Annotated in this window: 18 protein-coding genes; 6 read left to right on the top strand and 12 right to left on the bottom strand. The window is 71.4% G+C overall.

The window, feature by feature from the left end; all coding sequences use genetic code 11:
• Positions 1–105: 105 nt before the first annotated feature.
• Positions 106–3,093, top strand: a complete 2,988-nt coding sequence (locus BJ999_RS29700) for a glycoside hydrolase family 3 protein (RefSeq protein ID WP_229810121.1) — start codon at positions 106–108, stop codon at positions 3,091–3,093.
• A 24-nt stretch (positions 3,094–3,117) separates the two neighbouring features.
• Here BJ999_RS29700 and BJ999_RS29695 read toward each other — a convergent pair whose 3' ends face one another.
• On the bottom strand, positions 3,118–3,948 hold the full coding sequence (locus BJ999_RS29695) for a helix-turn-helix transcriptional regulator (RefSeq protein WP_179836315.1): 831 nt from the start codon (positions 3,946–3,948) through the stop codon (positions 3,118–3,120).
• A gap of 104 nt (positions 3,949–4,052) precedes the next feature.
• Between BJ999_RS29695 and BJ999_RS29690 the strand changes: the two genes are divergently transcribed.
• From BJ999_RS29690 to BJ999_RS29680, 3 genes are all read left to right on the top strand, one after another.
• Complete coding sequence (locus BJ999_RS29690; protein ID WP_179836314.1) at positions 4,053–4,778, top strand: SDR family NAD(P)-dependent oxidoreductase; 726 nt, start codon at positions 4,053–4,055, stop codon at positions 4,776–4,778.
• 328 nt (positions 4,779–5,106) lie between these two features.
• Entirely contained in the window at positions 5,107–5,499 is a 393-nt protein-coding gene (locus tag BJ999_RS29685) for an SSI family serine proteinase inhibitor (RefSeq protein WP_179836313.1), read from the top strand.
• Positions 5,500–5,569: 70 nt separating this feature from the next.
• The gene (locus tag BJ999_RS29680; protein WP_179836312.1) at positions 5,570–5,893 is read left to right on the top strand and encodes a protealysin inhibitor emfourin; all 324 of its coding nucleotides are present in this window, start codon (positions 5,570–5,572) and stop codon (positions 5,891–5,893) included.
• Between the two features lie 18 nt (positions 5,894–5,911).
• On the opposite strand, the gene BJ999_RS29675 is transcribed toward BJ999_RS29680, so the two are convergent.
• The 11 genes from BJ999_RS29675 to BJ999_RS29625 form a co-directional block, all read right to left on the bottom strand.
• On the bottom strand, positions 5,912–6,394 hold the full coding sequence (locus BJ999_RS29675) for a nucleoside deaminase (protein ID WP_179836311.1): 483 nt from the start codon (positions 6,392–6,394) through the stop codon (positions 5,912–5,914).
• Positions 6,395–6,447: 53 nt separating this feature from the next.
• A complete protein-coding gene (locus BJ999_RS29670; RefSeq protein WP_179836310.1) occupies positions 6,448–7,458 on the bottom strand; it encodes a LacI family DNA-binding transcriptional regulator in 1,011 nt (336 codons plus the stop codon).
• 33 nt (positions 7,459–7,491) lie between these two features.
• Entirely contained in the window at positions 7,492–8,916 is a 1,425-nt protein-coding gene (locus BJ999_RS29665; protein ID WP_179836309.1) for a GH1 family beta-glucosidase, read from the bottom strand.
• Positions 8,913–9,815 carry a carbohydrate ABC transporter permease gene (locus BJ999_RS29660; protein WP_229810120.1) on the bottom strand — a complete coding sequence of 301 codons (903 nt, stop codon included), beginning with the start codon at positions 9,813–9,815 and terminating at the stop codon, positions 8,913–8,915. The genes BJ999_RS29665 and BJ999_RS29660 overlap by 4 nt, the downstream gene beginning before the upstream one ends.
• A complete protein-coding gene (locus tag BJ999_RS29655) occupies positions 9,812–10,801 on the bottom strand; it encodes a carbohydrate ABC transporter permease (protein ID WP_373292699.1) in 990 nt (329 codons plus the stop codon). Before BJ999_RS29655 ends, BJ999_RS29660 begins: the two co-directional genes overlap by 4 nt.
• Before the next feature lie 106 nt (positions 10,802–10,907).
• Positions 10,908–12,206, bottom strand: a complete 1,299-nt coding sequence (locus tag BJ999_RS29650) for an ABC transporter substrate-binding protein (RefSeq protein WP_229810119.1) — start codon at positions 12,204–12,206, stop codon at positions 10,908–10,910.
• Between the two features lie 165 nt (positions 12,207–12,371).
• Complete coding sequence (locus BJ999_RS29645; protein WP_179836307.1) at positions 12,372–13,430, bottom strand: LacI family DNA-binding transcriptional regulator; 1,059 nt, start codon at positions 13,428–13,430, stop codon at positions 12,372–12,374.
• Between the two features lie 10 nt (positions 13,431–13,440).
• On the bottom strand, positions 13,441–15,087 hold the full coding sequence (locus BJ999_RS29640) for a glycoside hydrolase family 13 protein (protein WP_179836306.1): 1,647 nt from the start codon (positions 15,085–15,087) through the stop codon (positions 13,441–13,443).
• Between the two features lie 31 nt (positions 15,088–15,118).
• Positions 15,119–15,949, bottom strand: coding sequence for a carbohydrate ABC transporter permease (locus BJ999_RS29635; RefSeq protein WP_179836305.1), 831 nt, complete (start codon positions 15,947–15,949; stop codon positions 15,119–15,121).
• Complete coding sequence (locus BJ999_RS29630) at positions 15,946–16,965, bottom strand: carbohydrate ABC transporter permease (protein ID WP_179836304.1); 1,020 nt, start codon at positions 16,963–16,965, stop codon at positions 15,946–15,948. The genes BJ999_RS29635 and BJ999_RS29630 overlap by 4 nt, the downstream gene beginning before the upstream one ends.
• Positions 16,966–16,970: 5 nt before the next feature.
• The gene (locus BJ999_RS29625) at positions 16,971–18,272 is read right to left on the bottom strand and encodes an ABC transporter substrate-binding protein (RefSeq protein WP_179836303.1); all 1,302 of its coding nucleotides are present in this window, start codon (positions 18,270–18,272) and stop codon (positions 16,971–16,973) included.
• A gap of 203 nt (positions 18,273–18,475) precedes the next feature.
• Here BJ999_RS29625 and BJ999_RS29620 point away from each other — a divergent pair, with 203 nt between their 5' ends.
• Entirely contained in the window at positions 18,476–19,177 is a 702-nt protein-coding gene (locus BJ999_RS29620) for a nucleotidyltransferase domain-containing protein (protein WP_179836302.1), read from the top strand.
• Positions 19,174–19,920, top strand: coding sequence for a nucleotidyltransferase domain-containing protein (locus BJ999_RS29615; RefSeq protein ID WP_229810118.1), 747 nt, complete (start codon positions 19,174–19,176; stop codon positions 19,918–19,920). Before BJ999_RS29620 ends, BJ999_RS29615 begins: the two co-directional genes overlap by 4 nt.
• The last annotated feature ends 31 nt before the right edge of the window (positions 19,921–19,951 follow it).

Raw genomic sequence — 19,951 nt, 5'->3', positions numbered from 1 at the left:
GAGGCCGGTCCCCCACACCGACGAAGGAGGAGAGGGGCCCTTCCCGCCCGTTATCGAAGCGCTTCGACACACGATTGCTCGGGGGACGTTCCAGAAGGAGAACCGTTGCACAGAACCCGTCGCGACCCCCGTTCCCCCGGCCGGCGCAGCCGGTCGCTGACCCTCGTCCTCGCCGCCGCGCTGGCGGCCCCCCTCGCGTGGACGGCGCCCGCCGCCGCCCGCGAGGCCCACCCGTTCCGCGACCCGCGGCTGCCCGTCCAGGCCCGGGTGGACGACCTCGTCGGACGCCTCACGCTCGACGAGAAGATCTCGCTGCTGCACCAGTACCAGCCCGCGATCCCGCGGCTCGGCATCGGCCGGTTCAAGACCGGAACCGAAGCGCTGCACGGGGTCGCCTGGTCCACCGACGTCCACAACGGCGGCGCCGTCGTGACCGCGAAGGGGACGGTGTTCCCGCAGTCGGTCGGGCTCGGCGCGACCTGGGACCCGGCCCTGATGAAGAGGATCGGCTCGGCCGTCGGCGACGAGGCCCGCGGTTACAACAGCGAGAACCCCGACGTCTGGGGCCTGCAGCTGTGGGCTCCGGTCGTGAACCTGCTCCGCGACCCGCGCTGGGGGCGCAACGAGGAGGGCTACTCCGAGGACCCGCTGCTCACCGGCCTGCTCGCCACCGCCTACGGCCGCGGCATGCAGGGCGACGACCCCGAGCGGCTCAAGGCGGCGCCGGTCCTCAAGCACTACATGGCCAACAACAACGAGATCCGCCGCGACCAGACGTCCTCCAGCCTGCGGCCCCGGGTGCGCGAGGAGTACGACGAGGTCCCGTTCCGGATGCCGCTCGCCCGCGACGCCGCGACCGGGATCATGACGTCCTACAACCTCGTCAACGGCCGTCCCGCCACGGTCACCCCCGACGCCGGCGGGCTCGTCCGCTCCTGGTCGGACCGGACGCTGTTCAACGTCACCGACGCGGGCGCCCCCAACAACCTCGTCGGCTCCCAGAAGTACCACCCCGACCTCCCCACCGGCGACGCGGCGATCCTCAAGGCGGGCGTGGACAGCTTCACCACCGACGACACGAACTCCTCCATCACCGTGAACGCTGTCAAGGAGGCGCTGTCGCGCGGGCTGCTCGCCGTGTCCGACATCGACCGGGCGGTGGGGCACATCATGAGCGTGCGGGTGCGGCTCGGCGAGTTCGACCCGGGCGGCGGCCCCTACGGCAAGATCACCAAGGACGCGGTGGACAGCCCCGCGCACCGCGCCCTGGCCCGCACGGCCGCGGCGGAGCAGATGGTGCTGCTGAAGAACCGGCGCGGAACCCTGCCGCTCTCGCACCAGAAGGTCGCGGTCGTGGGACCGCTGTCCGACACCCTCTACACCGACTGGTACTCCGGCTCGCTGCCCTACGCGGTCACGCCGCTGGACGGCATCAGGAAGCGCGCCGGCGCGGTGGCCTCCAGCGAGGGCGTCGACCGCATCGCGCTCAAGGACGTGAAGACCGGCAGGTACATCGCCGGCGGAACGGGCCCCGGCGCGGTTCTGAAGACCGGACCCGCCTCGTCCTCCGACGCCACGACGCAGTTCGACGTGTTCGACTGGGGCCAGGGCATCGTGACCTTGCGCAGCGCCGCCAACGGAAAGACGGTCGGCCGCTACAACTGGGGCGACACCTTCGCCAATGACCAGGACCAGCCGAACGGCTGGTTCGTCCAGCAGATGTTCGGGCTGGAGAAGCAGGACGGCGGCGACTACCTGCTCCGCTACGCCGGTTACGAGAAGGCCTACGACTGGGCCGACCCGGCGAAGACCTATGTGAAGGCGCAGGACGACGGAACGCTCGCCCTCACCACGAAGGCCGAGGCGTCGCGTTTCTCCAAGGACGTCGTCAGCAGCGGCGTGGATTCCGCGGTCAAGGCCGTGACCGGCGCCGGCGCCGCCGTCGTCGTGGTCGGCAGCATGCCGTTCATCAACGGCCGCGAGGACCACGACCGCACCACGATGGCGCTCGCCGAAGGGCAGTCGGAACTCGTCGAGGCCGTCCGCAAGGCGAACCCGAACACGGTCGTCGTGGTGGAGAACAGCTACCCCACCACGCTCGGCCGGGAGCAGGAGAACGTCCCGGCGATCCTGTGGACGAGCCACGCCGGAGCCGAGACGGGCAACGCCCTGGCGTCCCTGCTGTTCGGCGACGAGAGCCCCTCGGGCAAGCTGCCGCAGACCTGGTACCGCTCCGACGCCGACCTGCCCGACATCCTCGACTACGACATCATCAAGTCGGACCGGACGTACCAGTACTTCAAGGGCAAGCCGCTCTACCCGTTCGGGCACGGCCTCTCCTACACCACGTTCCGGTACGGCAAGCCGCGGCTCAGCGCCCGTTCCATCGGACGCGACGGGACGGTCACCGTGTCGGTCCCGGTGACCAACACCGGTGAGAGGGCCGGGGACGAGGTCGTCCAGCTCTACACCCACCAGCAGAAGTCGAGGGTGAAGCAGCCGGCGAAGAGGCTGCGCGCCTTCGCCAAGGTTCACGTGGCCCCCGGGCGGACGGTGACGGCGAACCTCCGGCTGAACGCGTCGGACCTCGCCTTCTGGGACGTCACGCGCAACCGGTGGGCGGTCGAGAAGTCGAAGCACGACCTGCTCATCGGCTCCTCGTCCACCGACATCCGGCAGCGCGCGGCCCTCGACGTTCGCGGCGAGACGATCCCCGCCCGCGACCTCGCGAAGCCGACCCGCGCCGCCGACTTCGACGACCAGAACGGCATCCGGCTGGTCGACGAGACGAAGACGTCCGGTGACGCGGTGACCGGTGCGCCCGGCTCCTGGCTGAAGTTCGCCGACGCCGCCCTCGGCTCGTCCACCGGCAGGATCACCGCTCGCGTCGCGGGCACGTCCGCGACCACCGTCGAAGTCCGCCTGGACCGTCCGGACGGCCCCCGCGCCGGAACCCTCACCGTCCCGCCCACCGCCGACGACTACACCTACAAGGAGATCACCGCGCCACTGGCCGGAACCCACGGCGACCACGACGTCTACCTGGTCTTCAAGGGCGAGACCCGCCTGAGCACCTTCTCCCTGTCCCACTGACCTTCCGGGCCGAGGGGCGCGGCCTCACAGGTTCGCGCCCCTCAGCGCCTGGAGCGCGTCGGAGGTGGGGGACCCGGGGGCCGCGGTGTAGAAGACGGTCCACTGGTCGCGGGCTGGGTCGTGCAGGGCCTCGCACTGGAGGTCGAGCAGGCCCGCGACCGGGTGCCGGATGAGCTTGCGCGTCGAGCGCCGGAGGCGGACGTCGCCGTCGGCCCACAGCGTCCGGAACTCGGGGCTCGCGGCCAGCAGCCGCTCGACGAGGGAGCGGACGCCGGGGTCGCGCGGGTACCGGGCGGTCACCGCGCGCAGGTCGGCCACGGCCTCGCGAGCGAACCGGCGGGCGTCGCCGGGATCGAGGCGGTCACGGGCCTGCGGCCGGGCGAAGAAGCGCCAGACGACGTTGCGCTCGTCCTCGGGAACGGCGGAGAAGTCCCCGAACAGGGCGGCGGCCATGGGGTTCCAGGCGAGGACGTCGTACTTGGCGTCGCAGACGAGCGCGGGAGTGTCGACGAGCCTCTCCAGCAGGTGCAGGAGGCCCGGCCGCACCTCGCGCACCGGCGCCGCCGGCGGCGCGGGCACCTCCCCGGCCAGGTAGTGGAGATGGGACCGCTCGTCGTCGGTCAACCGCAGCGCCCGCCCGAGCGCGGCGAGCGTCTGCCGCGACGGCCGCGGCCCCCGGCCCTGTTCGAGCCGGACGTAGTAGTCCACCGACATCCCGGCGAGGGTCGCGACCTCCTGGCGGCGAAGGCCGGGCGTGCGGCGTCGTCCCCGCTCCAGCCCGACCTCGGACGGCTGCACCCGCGCCCGCCATCGCCGCAGGAAGGCGGCAAGTTCCGCCCGGTCCCCGTGCTGCATGGCTCCAGTGTGACCGCCCGGCCGCGCGGCCACCATGGGACCGCCGGTACCAGCCTCGGCAGTGCTCTCCCGCCCGCGTGGCCGAGCGGGCAGGGTTCCGTCCCATGACAACGAAGCTGATCGTTCTCATCACGGGCGCCAACAAGGGCATCGGCCTGGCGACGGCCCGCGCCATGGCGCGGGCCGGACACACGGTGCTGCTCGGTGCGAGGGACCCGGGCCGCGGGACGGCCGCCGCCGCGAGCCTGGCCGAGCAGGGGCTGGACGTCCGGTTCGTCAGGCTGGACGTGACGGATCCGGCGACGATCGCGGCCGCCGCCGAGCTGGTCGACGCCGACTACGGCCGCCTCGACGTCCTGGTGAACAACGCGGTCACCACCCGGGACGGGTCGCGGCCGCCGGGCGAGATGCCCGTCGACGACCTGCGCGCGGTCTACGAGACCAACGTGTTCGGCGTCGTCGCCGTCACCAACGCCATGCTGCCGCTGTTGCGCAGGTCGCCGTCCGGCTACGTCGGGAACGTCTCCAGCGGGCTCGGGACCTTCGCCTTCCTGAGCGATCCGGACGCGGAGTTCGCCCGGTTCGCGACCCTGCTGGGCTACAACTCGTCGAAGGCGGCGCTCAACGCCGTCACGCTCATCTACGCCAACGCCCTCCGGGACTCCGGTATCCGGGTCAACGCGCTGTCGCCCGGCTTCTGCGCCACCGACCTCAACGGTCACACCGGCGTCCTGAGCGCTGATGAGGGCGGAGCCCACATAGCCAGGCAGCTCGCCGAGGACGCGACCGGGGTCTTCCTCAACGAGAACGGCGGCACCTACCCCTGGTGAGGTGACGGCGCGCGGGGCGGGAGGTTCTCGGGGCGGCGGAGGTGGTGGGTCAGGTCGCCGGCCAGGTCGAGGGTGATGCGGCGTGCGGGGTCCCGGTGGACGGGACGACGCGAATAGCACAGTCGGCGGGCAATTCGCCACATATTGGCATTGCACATTCGGGTAGATGTGATTTAAGAATGAACGGGTGGCCGACTTGGGACGAATAATGGCCTTGTTTGGGGCAGTTTGTGGCACCTAATGTCTGGATGCGGCGGGACATCCACCACCATCGGGTGCCCCGCCGGCCATTGCCGCAGATCGCGGCGGGCGATCCAGGGAGGAAGACATGCACATGTCGCGTGCCCGTTTCCGGTGGGCGGCCGTTCTGGCCGGAATGGCGATGCTCGCCCCGGCGGTGCCGGCCCGGGCGGACGGCCCGGTCGGCGCCTACCTGCTCACGGTGATACCGCAGAACGGTCCCGCCACCACGCGGACCCTGTGGTGCGACCCGGACGGAGGGGCGCACGGTGCCGCGTCCCGGGCCTGTGACCAGCTCGAAGCCGCCGGCGGCGAGGTCGGGCGCGTCCCCGCGCGGCCGGAGCCGTGCACGCTGGAGCACGCGCCCGTCACGGTGATCGCCAACGGCGTCTGGCGCGGAACCGCCCGGCATTTCGCGCGGACGTATCCGAACCGGTGCGTCGCCGTGCGCGCCACCGGCGGAATCATTTTCGGCGAGTAACCCACGATCTGCGGGCCGCCGGAATGGGGAGCGGGGTGCTGTCCGGCGGCCCGCGCACAAAGGAGATGCCATGCTCGCTTACACCGGACCGGATGTGCTGGTCACCTACGAGCGTTCCGGGGGATTCGCCGGAATTCACCAGAAGGTGGCCGTGGATGTGTCGGGAACGGCGCTCGTCAATGACGAGAAGGTCGCGCTCGGCGCGCAGGAGATGCGCGGCCTGAAGGACGCGCTGAGCCGCGTCGTCACCACCGGGTCCTCGTCCGAGGGCTGCCAGGTGGCCGACCACTTCACCTACACGCTCACCTACCGCGGGCACCGGGCGACCCGGTGCTGGCTGCCGTCCGACTGGCGCGACGCCGTCGAGCGGCTGGAGGCGCTGACCGGGAGGTGAGCCCCGGACCCGCCGCCCTCAGGCGCCGGCGCGCGTGTGCAGCTCGCGCATCGTCGCTTCGAGGGCGGCGACCGGGCCGTCCACCGGGACGCCCGGCGCCACCTCCTGGATCGGAATGGCGCGCACCGGCCCGGCAGGGGAGCCCAGTTCGGTGCGCAGGGCCACGAGCTGCCGGGAGGACATGATGTACACGATCCGGCCGAGGCCGACCCAGCCGTGCGCGGCCGAGCACATGGGGCAGTGCTCGCCGGAGGTGAACACGGTGGCCGAGGCGCGCTCGTCCGGCGTCATGTTGACCGCCGCCCACCGCGCGATCTCGAACTCGGGGTGGCGGGTCTGGTCGCCGTCCGCCGTGCGGTTGCGGTCCTCGAACAGGACCTTGCCGGACGCCGACACCAGCACGGACCCGAACGGCTCGTCGGCCGACTCCAGCGCCTCCCTCGCGAGCTCGACGCAGCGGTCGAGGAAGACGCGCTCGGCGGCGGTCGGTTCGTAGGCCATGGCTCAGCTCCTTGCCGCGGGACGACTCGAATGATCATATGCGCGGGCCGTCCTCACGCGGAGTCGCGCAGCACCAGGTGGGGGCGCAGGATGACGACCGGGTCCGCGACGGTCTCGCCGCGGATCCGCGAGACCAGCAGCCGGGCCATCTCCCGGCCCATCTCCTCCGGCGACTGGTGGACGGTGCTGAGCGGCGGGTCGGCCAGCGGCGCGGCGGCCGAGTCGTCGAAGCCGATCACCGCGACGTCGTCGGGGACGCAGCGCCCGCTGCGGTGCAGCACCCGCAGCGCGCCGAGCGCCATCGGGTCGTCGGCGGCGAACACCGCGTCCAGGGACGGCTCGGCGGTCAGCAGCCGCTCCGCGGCGGTGATGCCGCTGGCCTCGCCGAAGTCGCCGTACTCGACGTACTCGGGCAGCCCCGCCTCGGCGAGCGCCTCCCGGTAGCCGGCCAGCCGGTCGATGCCGACCCCCATGTCCTGCGGGCCGGCGATGGTCGCGATGCGCCGCCGGCCGCCCGCGATCAGGTGGCCGACGGCCTCGCGGGCGCCGCTGCGGTTGTCGACGTCGACGTAGCTGACCGGGTGCAGGCCGGGCGGACGGCCGCCGAGGACGGTCGGCACCCCGTTGGCCTCCAGCTTCGCGGGCAGCGGGTCCTCGGCGTGCAGGGAGGTGAGGAGCACCCCGTCCACGTGCTGGGTGGTGAGGTAGTCCTCCAGCCGGCCGTACTCGGCGGGGGAACGGGCGAGGGCGAGCAGGAGCTGCAGGCCGGTGTCGCCGAGGCCGTTGCTGATCCCGCGGATGATCCCGGCGAAGTACGGCTCGCCGAACAGCCGCTGGTCGGACTCGGCGACGACCAGGGCCACGGTGTCGGTGCGGCGGGTGACGAGGGTGCGGGCCGCGCGGTTCGGCACGTACCCGAGCTCCTCGATCGCCTTGCGCACCGCCTCGCGGGCCTGCGGGCTGACCCGCGGCGAGCCGTTGACCACCCGGGACACCGTGCCGCGGCCCACGCCGGCCCGCGCCGCGACCTCCTCCAGGGTCGGGCGCGTGCTCCTGCCCGTCATCTGGCCCCCCTTCGTCCGTGCCGTCGCCCCGGGTCAGCCCCGCTCGGGCAGCCCGCCCCGCCGGATCACTCCGGCGTACCACCGTGCGCTGGCCTTGGGCACCCGGCGCTGCGTGGCGTAATCGACGTGGACCAGCCCGAAACGCTTGGAGTAGCCCCAAGCCCATTCGAAATTATCCAGCAGTGACCATGTGAAATAGCCGTGCAGCGGGACCCCTTCGGAAATGGCGTCGTGGCAGGCCCGCAGGTGCGCGTCGAGGTAGGCGATGCGGCCCGCGTCTTGGACCGTGCCATCCCCGTCAGGGACCTCGTCGTAGCCGGCGCCGTTCTCGGTGATGTACAGCGGGACGGACGGGTACTCGCGGTGCAGCCGGGTCAGCACCTCGTGCAGGCCGCTCTCGTCGATCTCCCAGCCCATCCCGGTGACCGGGCGCCCGGCCGGCACGAACCGGACGTGGCCGCTGCCGGGCCAGGGGGAGTTCGTCGCGAACGGCGACGACGCGGTCTGCGCCGCCTCGCCGGGCGTCCCCGCGACGGTGTGCCGCGAGTAGTAGTTGATGCCCAGCTGGTCGAGCGGCTGGTTGATGACCGCGAGGTCCGCGTCGGGCGGGGTGAACCCGTAGCGGGAGGTGTCGGCGAGGACGTCCTCGGGGTAGCGGCCGAGCAGCAGCGGGTCGAGGAACAGCCGGTTCTGCAGCCCGTCGATCCGGCGCGCAGCGTCGGCGTCGGCGGGGTCGCCGGTCGCGGGGGAGACCGCGTAGAGGTTGACGGCGGCGCCGAAGCGGTTGTCCGGGCGGCGGGCGCGCATCGCCTCGACGGCCAGGCCGTGGCCGAGCATCAGGTGGTGCGCGGCCAGCAGGGACCCCGGCGGGTCGACGCGCCCGGGGGCGTGGTCGCCGGAGGCGTAGCCGAGGAACGCCGCGCACCACGGCTCGTTCACCGTCATCCAGTGCGCGACGCGGTCGCCGAGCGCGGCGTGCACGTGGTCGGCGTACTCGGCGAACCGGTGGGCGGTCTCCCGCTCGGGCCAGCCGCCCTTGTCCTCCAGCGGCTGCGGGAGGTCCCAGTGGTAGAGCGTCGGCCACGGCTCGATGCCCGCCTCCAGCAGCGCGTCCACCAGCCGCCGGTAGAAGTCGAGGCCCTCGGTGTTGAAGGCCCCGGCCCCGGCCGGCTGCACCCGCGGCCAGGAGATCGAGAACCGGTACGCGGTGAGCCCGAGGTCGGCCATGAGCGCCACGTCCTCGGGGAAGCGGTGGTAGTGGTCCACCGCGACGTCGCCCGTCTCGCCGCGCAGGACCTTGCCCGGCGTGCGGCAGAAGGTGTCCCAGATGGACGGTCCGCGCCCGTCCTCGCCCGCGGCGCCCTCGATCTGGTAGGCGGCGGTGGCGGCCCCCCAGCGGAACCCGGTCGGGAAGGGTGCGGCGGGAGCCGCGCTGGTGTCGTCCTTGAGGGAGGTCACGCCTTCACTGCACCTTCCATGATCCCGCCGATGATCTGGCGGCCGAAAACGATGAACACCACGAGCAGTGGCAGGATCGCCACGCTGGTCCCGGCGAACATGAGCGTGTAGTCCTTGAAGTAGGCGTTCGCCAGGTTGTTGATGGACAGCTGCACCGTCGGGTTGTCCGGGCTCAGCACCGCCAGCGGCCACATGAACTCGTTCCAGGTCTGCATGAACGTGAACAGCCCGAGGACGCCCGCGGCGGGGCGCAGCGCGGGGAGCACGACCCGCCAGTAGATGCCGAACGTGGTGCACCCGTCGACGCGGGCCGCCTCGATCAGCTCGTCCGGGACGGCCTGGTCGGCGTACTGCCGCATCATGAACACCCCGAACCCGGTGACCAGGAACGGGACGATGACCGCCTGCAGGTGGTTCTGCCAGCCCAGCTTCACCATGATCATGTAGAGCGGGATGATGCCCATCTGCACCGGGATCATCATCGTGGCGATGATGGTGAGCAGCAGCCCGTTCTTGCCGCGGAAGCGCAGCTTGGCGAACGCGAACCCGGCCAGCGAGGCGAAGAACACCGTGGAGACCGTCACCGCCGCGGAGGCGAGCGCCGAGTTCAGCAGGCCCTTGGCGAAGTAGGCCTCCGGGTTGTCGAACAGCCGGCCGACGTTGTCGCCGCCGTGGCCGCCCGGCAGCAGCGGCGGCGGGACGTCGGCGACCACGCTGTTCGTGCGGGTCGCCACGATGATCATCCAGTAGATCGGGAAGACCGACAGGGCCAGCGCGACGACCAGCGTGAGGTAGGTCAGCGGGCTGGCGTTCCACAGGCCGCGGTAGCGCCCGGGGTGCGCGGCGGCGCGCCTGCCGCCGGGGTTCCGGCCGCCGGGGCCGGCGAGGAGCGTGGTCACTTGGTGCCTCCCGTGCGGCGCACGGCCAGGAAGTTGATCAGGGAGAACACGATGATCATCACGAACAGCGCCCAGGCGACCGTCGCGCCGTAGCCGTAGCGGTCATGGCCGAACGCGTTGTCGTACATGTACATCGTGATCGTCTGGAACTGGTGCATCGGGCCGCCGTCCATCTTGTTCGGCGTGCCGACGCTGAACAGCACGGGCTCGGTGAACAGCTGGAGCCCGCCGATCGTCGAGATGATCACGGTGAAGATGATGGTGGGGCGCAGCATCGGCACCGTGATCTGCCAGAACTGCCGGATCCGGGACGCGCCGTCGATCGCGGCGGCCTCGTAGAGGTCCTTCGGGATCGCCTGCATGGCGGCCAGGTAGATGAGCGCGTTGTAGCCGGTCCAGCGCCAGTCCACCATCATCGCGATGGCGACCCAGGACCAGCCGCGGCTGCTCGACCAGTGGATCGGGTCGATGCCGACCAGCCCGATCGCCCAGTTGACCATGCCCCAGTCCTTGTCGAACATCTGGGTGAACACGATCGCGACGGCGGCGGTCGAGGTGACCAGCGGGGCGACCATCCCGATCCGGAACAGCGTCGGCAGCCGCATCCGGCGGTTCAGGGTGTTGGCGATCAGCAGCGCGACCAGCAGTTGCGGGACGGTCGAGACGGCGAAGATCCCGAGGGTGTTGACCGTCGCGTGCCAGAAGTCGGCGTCGGTCAGCAGGTAGTCGTAGTTGTCGAGCCCCACGAACTCGCGCGTCCCCGACGCCAGCTCCCAGTCGTGCAGGGAGACCCAGAGCGTGTAGACGAGGGGGAACGCGCCGAAGACCAGGAAGACGAGGTAGAACGGCGAGATGAAGGCGTAGGGCGCGCCCTTCACGTCGAGCCGGGCCAGCCGGGCGCGCCAGGTGCGGCGCGGATCCGGCCGCGCCGCCGCGGGCGAGGCCGGCGGCGGGCCGTTCCGGCTGGGGCGCAGATCGGTGGTCACGTCGTGCGCCTCCTTTCCGAGGACGGGACGAAGCGGGGAGAGGGACGGCGGCGGCGCCGGCGGGGAGGTACGGCACGGCGCCGCCGCCGCGGTCGGGGGCCGCCGGCTACCTGGCGGCCTTCTTCGCCTCGTCGACGGACTTCGTCCAGGCCTGGTCGGGCTTCTGCTTGCCCTGGCCCACGGAGATCAGGACGTTCTCCACCGCGGCGCGCACGTCCTCGTTCTTCGGCCCGAGGTGCACCGGCTTCACCGCGGCGACCAGCTGCCCGAAGATCTGCCCGATCGGGGCGTCGTTGAAGTACGCGCTCTTGGCGCCCGCGACCGCCGGGTCCTGGGCGGCCTGCGGCGAGGACGGGAAGACGTTCGCGGCCTTGAACGCGCCGACCTGGCCCTCGGGGGAGGTCAGGTACTTGGCGAGCTCGGCGGCGGCCTTGGCGTGCTTGGTCTGCTTGGGCACCGCGAGCCACGAGCCGCCCCAGTAGCCGGAGCCGCCGGGCGTGGTCGCCACGTCCCACTTGCCCTTGCCGGCCTTGCCGGAGAACTCCTCGATCCCGCCGAGCATCCAGGACGGGCACGGCAGGGTCGCGAAGGTGTCCCGCTTGAGGGCGGTCTGCCACGGCGGCGTGAAGATCGACATATCGGCGGTGAGCTTGCTCTGCTCGAACTTCATCGTCGTGTCGAACGCCTGCCGGACCGGCGGGTTGCTGTCGAAGACGAGGTTGTCGCTCTTGTCGAAGAAGCTGTAGCCCGGGCCGCTGCCGGCATTCTGCAGGACGGTGGCGCGGAAGACGGCGGTGGGGCCGTCCAGCCACTTGCTGCCGGGCACCTTGTCCTGGAACTTCTGGCCCGTGGACAGGAACGCGTCCCACGTCGGCCAGAGCTTGCCGACCTCGGCGCGGTCGGTGGGCAGGCCGGCCTTCTTGAACAGGTCCGTGCGGTAGCACATGGCGAGGGGGCCGACGTCGGTGCCGAGGCCGATGAGCTGCTTGCCGTCCGCGGTGAGGCCCGCCTGCCACTTCCACGGCAGGAAGTTCTTCTCCAGGTCCTTGCCGCCGTAGTCGAACAGGTCGAGGAACTTGGCCTTCTGCTGCATGTAGAGCGGCAGGATGCCCTCCTCCAGCATGACGACGTCGCCCGCGCCGCTGCCGGTGGCCATCCACTGCTGGATGCGCGGCTTGTACTCGTCCAGGGTGGAGACCTTGCGCTGCTTGATCTTCACGTTGGGGTGGGACTGCTCGTACTGCTTGTAGAGCGCGTCGTAACCCGGCTCGCCGAAGACGTCGACGGTCAGCTCGACCGGCCCGTTGTCGGAGCCCCCCTTGTCGTCGCCGTCGTCGCCGCCGCACGCGACGGCGAGGCCGCCGACGAGTACCGCCGCCATCGCCGTACTCAGTCCGCGCCGCATGATGGCCCTCATGGCGGACCCCTCTCAGGTTGTGGTGGTGCATCGGTGTGGGAGCGCTCCCACGGATGAAAGACCGTGACCCGGCTCACTGTCAATGTGCCGAAACACAACCGTTACAAGAACCTGGCCGCCGCGCCGGCGGGTCAGGCCTGGTCCGACACCCCGTCAGGGCGGGGTCAGCCCTCCCTTGACGCGGGTCAGCCGGGCCGCCGCCGGGGCCGGGGCCGTGGACCGCCGGACGACGAGTTCGGGCCGGTAGAGCAGCTCGGTGCGGGGCGCGCGGGTGCCGCGGATCTCGTCCAGGACGGTGCTCACCGCGGCCATCGACATCTCCCGCACCGACTGCCGGACCGTGGTCAGCGGGGGGTCGAGGTAGGCCGTGAGCAGCGAGTCGTCCATGCCGGTCACCGAAACGTCATCGGGGACCTGGAGGCCGCGCGCCCGGGCGGCCCGGATCGCGCCGAGCGCCATGATGTCGTTGCCGCCGCAGATCGCCGTGCAGCCCGCGTCGAGCAGCTTTGCGGCCGCCGCCTGCCCGCCCTCGACCGTGTACATGGTGTTGACGACCAGCTCGTCCACCTCGTCCGGGGCGAGCCCGGTGTGCGCGGCCATCCCGCGCCGGAACCCCTCGGTCTTGCGCCGCGTCGGTACGTACACGTCCTGGCCGATCGCGAGGCCGATCCGGCGGTGGCCCATTGCGGCCAGGTGCGCGACCACCGCCTCCATCGACGCCACGTCGTCGTTGGAGACGTACGGCGCGTCGATGTCGGGACGGTGGCCGTTGACCAGGACGATCGGCAGGGCCTGTTCGAGCAGCCGCGCGTAGCGGGCCCGGTCGGAGTTGGCGTTGGCGTGCAGGCCGTTGACGAAGATGATCCCGGCGACGCCGCGCTCCAGCAGCATCTCGATGTAGTCGTCCTCCGCGACGCCGCCCGGCGCCTGCGAGCACAGCACCGCCATGTACCCGTGCCGGGCCAGCGCGCTCTCGATGACCTCGGCGAACGCCGGGAAGATCGGGTTGGTCAGCTCGGGGATGATCAGCCCGATCAGCCCGGCCCGCTGCTGGCGCAGCCGGGCCGGGCGCTCGTATCCGAGCACGTCCAGGGCGGTCAGCACCGCCTGGCGCGTGGTCGGGGACACGCCCGGCTTGCCGTTGAGCACGCGGCTCACCGTCGCCTCGCTCACCCCGGCGTGTGCCGCGATGTCCGCCAGGCGCGTCGTCATAGGTTTCAAGTCATCCCTCCTCGACGTCCCACCACAGTGCGGTGTCCGGGGGCAGGTCGACGTCTCCGCCGTTCACGGAGCCGTCGGCGCGGACCGGCCCGCTCGCCAGGAGCGGGGTCCCCCGCACGCGGACGCGCGCGGTGGCGTCGCCCATGTTGACCGCGCACGCGAGCCGCCCGTTCCCGCCCCCGGCCGCACGCACGAAGACCAGTGTGCCGGGTGGACCCGCGATCCAGGACAAATCTCCGTCGCCGAGCGCCGGATGCTCGCGGCGGACGCGCAGTGCCTCACGGTAGAGAGCCAGCATGGAGCCGGGGTCGCCGTCCTGCGCGGCGACGGTCAGGTCGCGCCACGCGGTGGGGATCGGGAGCCAGGACGCGGTGCCCGCGCCGAACCCGAACGGGGGCTCCTCGCCCTCCCACGGCATCGGGACGCGGCAGCCGTCGCGGCCCGCGCCCTCGCCGCGCAGCCGCTGCGGGTCCTGCTGGAACTCCTCCGGGAGGTCCAGGACCTCCGGCAGGCCGAGCTCCTCGCCCTGGTAGACGTAGGACGAGCCGGGCAGTGCGAGCGTCAGCAGCGCGGCCGCGCGGGCGCGCCGCAGGCCGGTCTCGCCGTCGCCGTACCGGGTGACGTGGCGTTTCACGTCGTGGTTGGACAGCACCCAGGTCGCGGGTGCGCCGACGCCCCCGGCGGTGCGCAGCGACTCCTCGATCACCCTCCGCATCCCGGCCGCCTCCCAGGGCGCGGTCAGGTAGTGGAAGTTGAACGCCTGGTGCAGCTCGTCGGGACGGGTGTAGTCGGCGAGTCGCTGCGGCGTGGGGGCCCACGCCTCGGCGACGGCGATCCGCTCCGCGCCGTAGGAGTCGAGCAGGCGGCGCCACGCGCGGTGGATGTCGTGGACGGCGTCCTGGTCGAAGTAGGGCAGGACGGCCGTGCCGAGCATCTCCGTCTGGTTCGGGTGGCCCACGTCGGGCAGGCCCGGCGCCTTGGCCATGCCGTGTGCGACGTCCACGCGGAAACCGTCCACCCCGAGGTCCAGCCAGAACCTCAGGACGTCGGCGAACTCGGCGTGGACCTCGGGGTTCTCCCAGTCGAGGTCGGGCTGCTCGGACGCGAAGAGGTGCAGGTACCACTGGCCGTCCGGTGCCCGCGTCCAGGCGGGGCCACCGAACACCGACTCCCAGTCGTTCGGGGGTTCGACGCCGCCCGGTCCCCTCCCGTCCCGGAAGATGTAGCGGTCGCGCTCGGCGGATCCGGGGGCCGCGGCGAGCGCGGTCCGGAACCAGGCGTGCCGGTCGGAGGTGTGGTTCGGCACGACGTCCACGATGATCCGCAGCCCGTGCGCGTGTGCGTCCGCGATGAGGTCGCGGGCGTCGGCGAGGGTGCCGAACAGCGGGTCGACGTCGCGGTAGTCCGCCACGTCGTAGCCGAAGTCCGCCATCGGCGAGACGTAGAACGGCGTCAGCCACAGGGCGTCGACGCCGAGGCCGGCCAGGTAGGGCAGCCGGGACCGGATGCCCGGGAGGTCGCCGACACCGTCGCCGTCGGAGTCGGCGAAGCTGCGCACGTACACCTGGTAGATGACGGCGTCGCGCCACCAGCCTCCGCCCTCGGCGCGGTCGCCGGCGGTGTGGACGAGCAGGGTGTCCTGGGTCATGAACATCCTTCTTGTCGGGAGCTGTCGGGTGCTACTTGACGCCGCCGGCGGTGAGCCCGGCGACGATCCGGCGCTGGAAGACCAGCACCACGGCGATGAGCGGGACGGTCACGACCACCCCGGCCGCCATCTGGGTGCCGAACGGCTGGTCGAACCCGGAGACGCCGGTGAACTTGGAGATCGCGACGGTCGCGGTCTGCATCTCCTTCTTGTTGACCATGGACAGTGCGATGAGGAACTCGTTCCACGCGGCGATGAAGGTCAGGATCGCCGTGGTGAACACCCCGGGCGCCGCCAGCGGGATGATGATCTTGCGGAACGCCTGGCCGCGGGTGCAGCCGTCCACCATCGCCGCCTGCTCCAGCTCGAACGGCAGCTGCCGGAAGAACGCGGTGAGCAGCCACACCGACAGCGGCAGCGCGAACCCGAGGCTGGGCAGCACCATCGCCTGGTAGGTGTTGATCCACTTGATGTCGGTGAAGAGCTTCAGCAACGGGACCAGCTGCGAGATTCCCGGGAACATCGTCGTCGCGACGATCAGTCCGAGCACCGCGTTCTTGAACCGGAAGTCCAGCCGGGCCAGCGCGTACGCGGTGAACGTGCCGATCAGCAGGGTGAGCACGGTGGTGGCGCCCGCCACGATGACGCTGTTCAGCAGGGCCCGGCCGAATCCGTTGTCGCCGGAGAACACCGCGGAGAAGTTCTCCCACGACCACCGCGAAGGGACGAGCGTGTTGTCGAACTGGTCCTGCGGGCGGCGGAACGCCGAGATCGCCATCCAGTAGAACGGCGCGAGGCAGTACACCGCGACGGCGGCGAACCCGAGGGTGGACAGTGCCCGCTTCACCGCTGAGCCGGTCATGCCGCCGCCCTCCTTCTGCCGCGCGCCGTCCGTACGGGGCGTGCGCGCCTGGTGCGCCCGCGGGCCTCGCCGATGATGTCGGCGCCGAGCAGCTTCACGAACAGGTACGCGATCAGCGCGACGTACAGGAACAGGACGGTCGCGTACGCCGCCGCCGACCCGTACCGCAGGTTGGACGCCTCGAACCAGGCGATCATCGTCAGCGTCTCCACGGACCTCTGGTTGACGCCGATCAGCACGGCGGGCAGGTCGAACATCCGCAGCACGTCCAGCATCCGGAACAGCACGGCGACCAGCAGCGCGGGCTTGACCAGCGGCAGCGTGATGCGGAAGAACTGCTGGACCGGGCCGGCTCCGTCCACCCGGGCGGCCTCGTAGACGTCCCGGGGGATCATCTGCAGCCCGGCGAGGACGAGCAGCCCGATGAACGGGGAGGTCTTCCACACCTCGGCGATGACGACGGCCGCCTTGGCGGGGAAGCCGTCGGCGGTCCACAGGATCTCCTGGCGCAGCACCGCGTTCGCGGCGCCGTCGGCCTGGAAGATCCACCGCCACAGCAGCCCGGAGATCGCGGTCGGGATCGCCCACGGGACGAGGATGCTCGCGCGCACCAGCGCCCGCCCGCGGAACGCCTGCTGCATGATCAGCGCCATCGCGACGCCGATCACCGTCTCCAGGACGACCGTGGTGAGGGTGAAGAACGTGGTGTTGGAGAAGGCGTTCCAGAAGGCGTCGGCGCGGTCGCCCTGGAAGATCGCGGTGTAGTTGTCGAGGCCGACGAAGCGGTCGCCCTCCACGACGAACCCGTCGGCGTCCAGTCCCTCGCCGCGCGCGTACAGCGACTCGCGGAACCCGGCGAGGACCGGGTAGCCGATGACGAGGGCGAGCACGAGCAGGGTGGGCGACAGCAGGAGCGCCGCGAGCCGCCGCGTCCCCTGCACGTCGCCCTTCCCGCGTCCGCGGGGCGCGCCCGCCGCGGCGGTGCCGGCGGCGGGCGCGCTCTCGGTGGTGGTCATCCCGCTCACTGCGCGGTCAGCGGCTGGAGCTTGGACTGCAGGTCGGCCAGGGCCTGGTCGACGGGCTTCTTCCCGGTCACCGCGTCGTACATCTCGCCCTGGACGGCGGCGGTGACGTCGCCGTACTTGACCGCGACCGGGCGGGGCCTGGCGCCCGCGATGGCCTGCTTGAGGACGGGCAGGTACGGGAACTTCTTCACCATCTCGGGGTCGTCGTACAGCGCCGCGACCGTGGGCGCCTGCGAGGTCGCGAGGAGGTTGGCGCGCTGGGCCTGCTCGCCGGTGAGGTAGCGGATGAAGTCGAGCGAGGTCGCCTTGTTCTTGGCGAACGCGGAGATCGCGAGGTTGTGGCCGCCGAGGTTGGCGACGCCGGGGCCGTTCGGGCCGGGCAGCGGCGCGACCGCGAACCTGCCCGCCACCTTGGACGAGCCGTCGCCCGAGTCGGCCAGCCCGTACTGGTAGGGCCACTGCCGCTGGAAGATCAGCTTGCCGGACTGGAAGGAGCGGCGGCCGCCCTCGGTGTCGAGGGTGACGGCCTCCTTCGGCATGTGGTCCTTCTTGGCGGCGACGAGGAACTCGACGCCCTGCTTGGCCTGCGGGGTGTTCAGCGTGGGCCTGCCGTCGGGGCCGATGATGGAGCCGCCGGCGCTCTCGATCGCCTCGACCGCGCTGATCGTCATGCTCTCGGTCTTGTTGACCTCGGTGAAGAAGCAGTCGGCGTCCTTCGCCTCGGGCAGTTTCTTGACCTTCGCGCAGTCGTCCCACATCTCGGTGTAGGTCTTCGGCGGGCCGGTGATGCCGGCCTTCTCCAGCAGGTCCCTGCGGAAGTAGAGCATCCCGGCGTCGGACGTGGACGGCACGGCGTACAGCTTGTCGCGGTACTGCCCGGTGGTGATGGTCGCGGGCAGCATCTTCGAGAGGTCGATCTGGTCCTTGGGCAGCTGGGCCAGCCACCGGTTGGCGGCGAACTCGGCCGTCCACACCACGTCGAGGTTCAGCACCGCGTAGGCGTCGGACTTGGTCGTGGCGTTCTGGATCATCTGCTGCCGCTGGTCGTTCGGCTCGTCCGGCAGCTCGATGACGCGGACCTGCTCCTTCGGGTGCTCGGCGTTCCAGCCGTCGAGCTGCTTCTGCAGGTAGCCCGAGCGGTCCTTGCCGGTCACGAAGGTGATCGGACCGCGGCCCTGCAGGCTTGCCGCGCCCGCGCCGCCCTTCGAGCCGCCGTCGTCATCGCCGCCGCAGGCGGAGAGCGAGAGCGCGAGGGCGGCGCAGACGACGGTGCCGCCGATCAGGGGGGTGCGCCGCATGGTGTCCTCCTTCGCGGGACGTCCCTCGCCGGGGAGCCGTCCCGCAGGTCAAGAGATGGGGGTGGCTGGACGTTAGCAACGCGTTTCAGTCTCGTAAACCGCTTGCAGAAAGTTTCAGCAAGTCCGTGGCCGATCTGTAACCGTTTTCCACAAGTGGGACAATCCGGTCGACATGTCCGTCGACCCTGCGCCAGGCTTCCCGCGTGACGAAACCCGACTCCTCCGGCGCGCTCGACCTCGTCCGCGACCACACGATCCTGTCGGTCGTGGTCGGGTCGCGCGCCTACGGGCTGGCGACAGGCGAAAGCGACGTCGACCGGCGCGGCGTCTACGCGGCCCCCGCGCCCCTGTTCTGGCGTTTCGTGAAGCCGCCCACGCATCTGGACGGCCCGCTGCCCGAGCAGTTCTCCTGGGAGCTGGAGCGCTTCTGCGAACTGGCACTGAGCGCGAATCCGACCGTGCTCGAGTGCCTGTGGTCGCCGCTGGTCGAGCGGGTCACGCCGGTGGGAGAGGAGTTGCTGGCCGTGCGGCCTGCGTTCCTGTCCCGGCACGCGCACCGCACGTTCCTCCGTTACGCCGAAGCCCAGTTCCGCAAGCTGGACGGTGACTTGCGCAACGGCGGCGTGCCGCGCTGGAAGCACGTCATGCACATGCTGCGGCTCCTGGAGAGCGGCCTGCACCTGGTCCGGCACGGCGTGTTGCGGGTGGAGGTCGGCGACCTGCGCGAGCGGCTCCTCGCCGTCCGCCGCGGCGAGGTCGGCTGGGACGAGATCGGCGCGTGGCGCGCCTCCCTCGCGGCCGCGATGGAGGAGGCCCTGGACCGCAGCCCGCTGCCGCCCGAACCCGACCGCGCGGTGGTCGAGGAACTGCTGGTCTCCGTCCGGCGCAGGAGCGTGACCTGGTGAACCTCCCCGAGGGCATGGCCGACCGCCTCGCCGCCGACCACCCGTATCCCCGCGCGTTCCTCACCGTCAGCGGCGCGCACCTGTACGGGTTCCCCTCGCAGGACTCCGACGTCGACCTGCGGGGCGTCCACCTGCTGCCGCTGGAGGAGATCGTCGGTCTGGAGACGGGCGAGGAGACCGTCACGCTGATGTGGGACCACGCCGGAGTGGAGGCCGACGCGGTCACCCACGACCTGGCCAAGTTCTGCGCGCTGCTCCTGCGGCGCAACGGCTACGTCCTGGAGCAGGTCATGTCTCCGCTGGTCGTGGCCACCTCGCCCGTGCACGCCGAGCTGAAGTCACTCGTCCCCGGGTTGGTCACCTTCAACCACGCGCACCACTACCTGGGGTTCGCGCGGTCCCAGTGGAAGCTCTTCGCGCGGTCACGAGAGCTCAAACCGCTCCTCTACACCTTCCGGGTGCTGCTGACGGGCGTCCACCTGATGCGGACCGGCGAGGTCGAGGCCGACCTGGGACGGCTCGCCGGGGACGGGCCGTCCTACCTGCCCGACCTCATCGAGGCGAAGCGGGCCGCCGAGCACGGCGCGCTGCCCGAGGACGCGCCGGACACGTCCCGGCTCCAGGACGACATCGCCGCGCTCACCGTCCTTCTCGAGGGCGAACGCGAGCGCAGCGCCCTCCCCGAAGCGCCCGCGAACCGCCGCGCCCTCCACGACTTGGTGGTCCGCGTCCGACTGGGCTGAACCCTGAGGCGCCTCCCCTGCGTGCCATCGG

Source organism: Actinomadura citrea (assembly GCF_013409045.1).
GTDB classification, from domain to species: Bacteria; Actinomycetota; Actinomycetes; order Streptosporangiales; family Streptosporangiaceae; genus Spirillospora; species Spirillospora citrea.
Note: the sequence above shows the minus strand (reverse complement) of the source record. Positions and strands in the feature narration are given on the sequence as shown.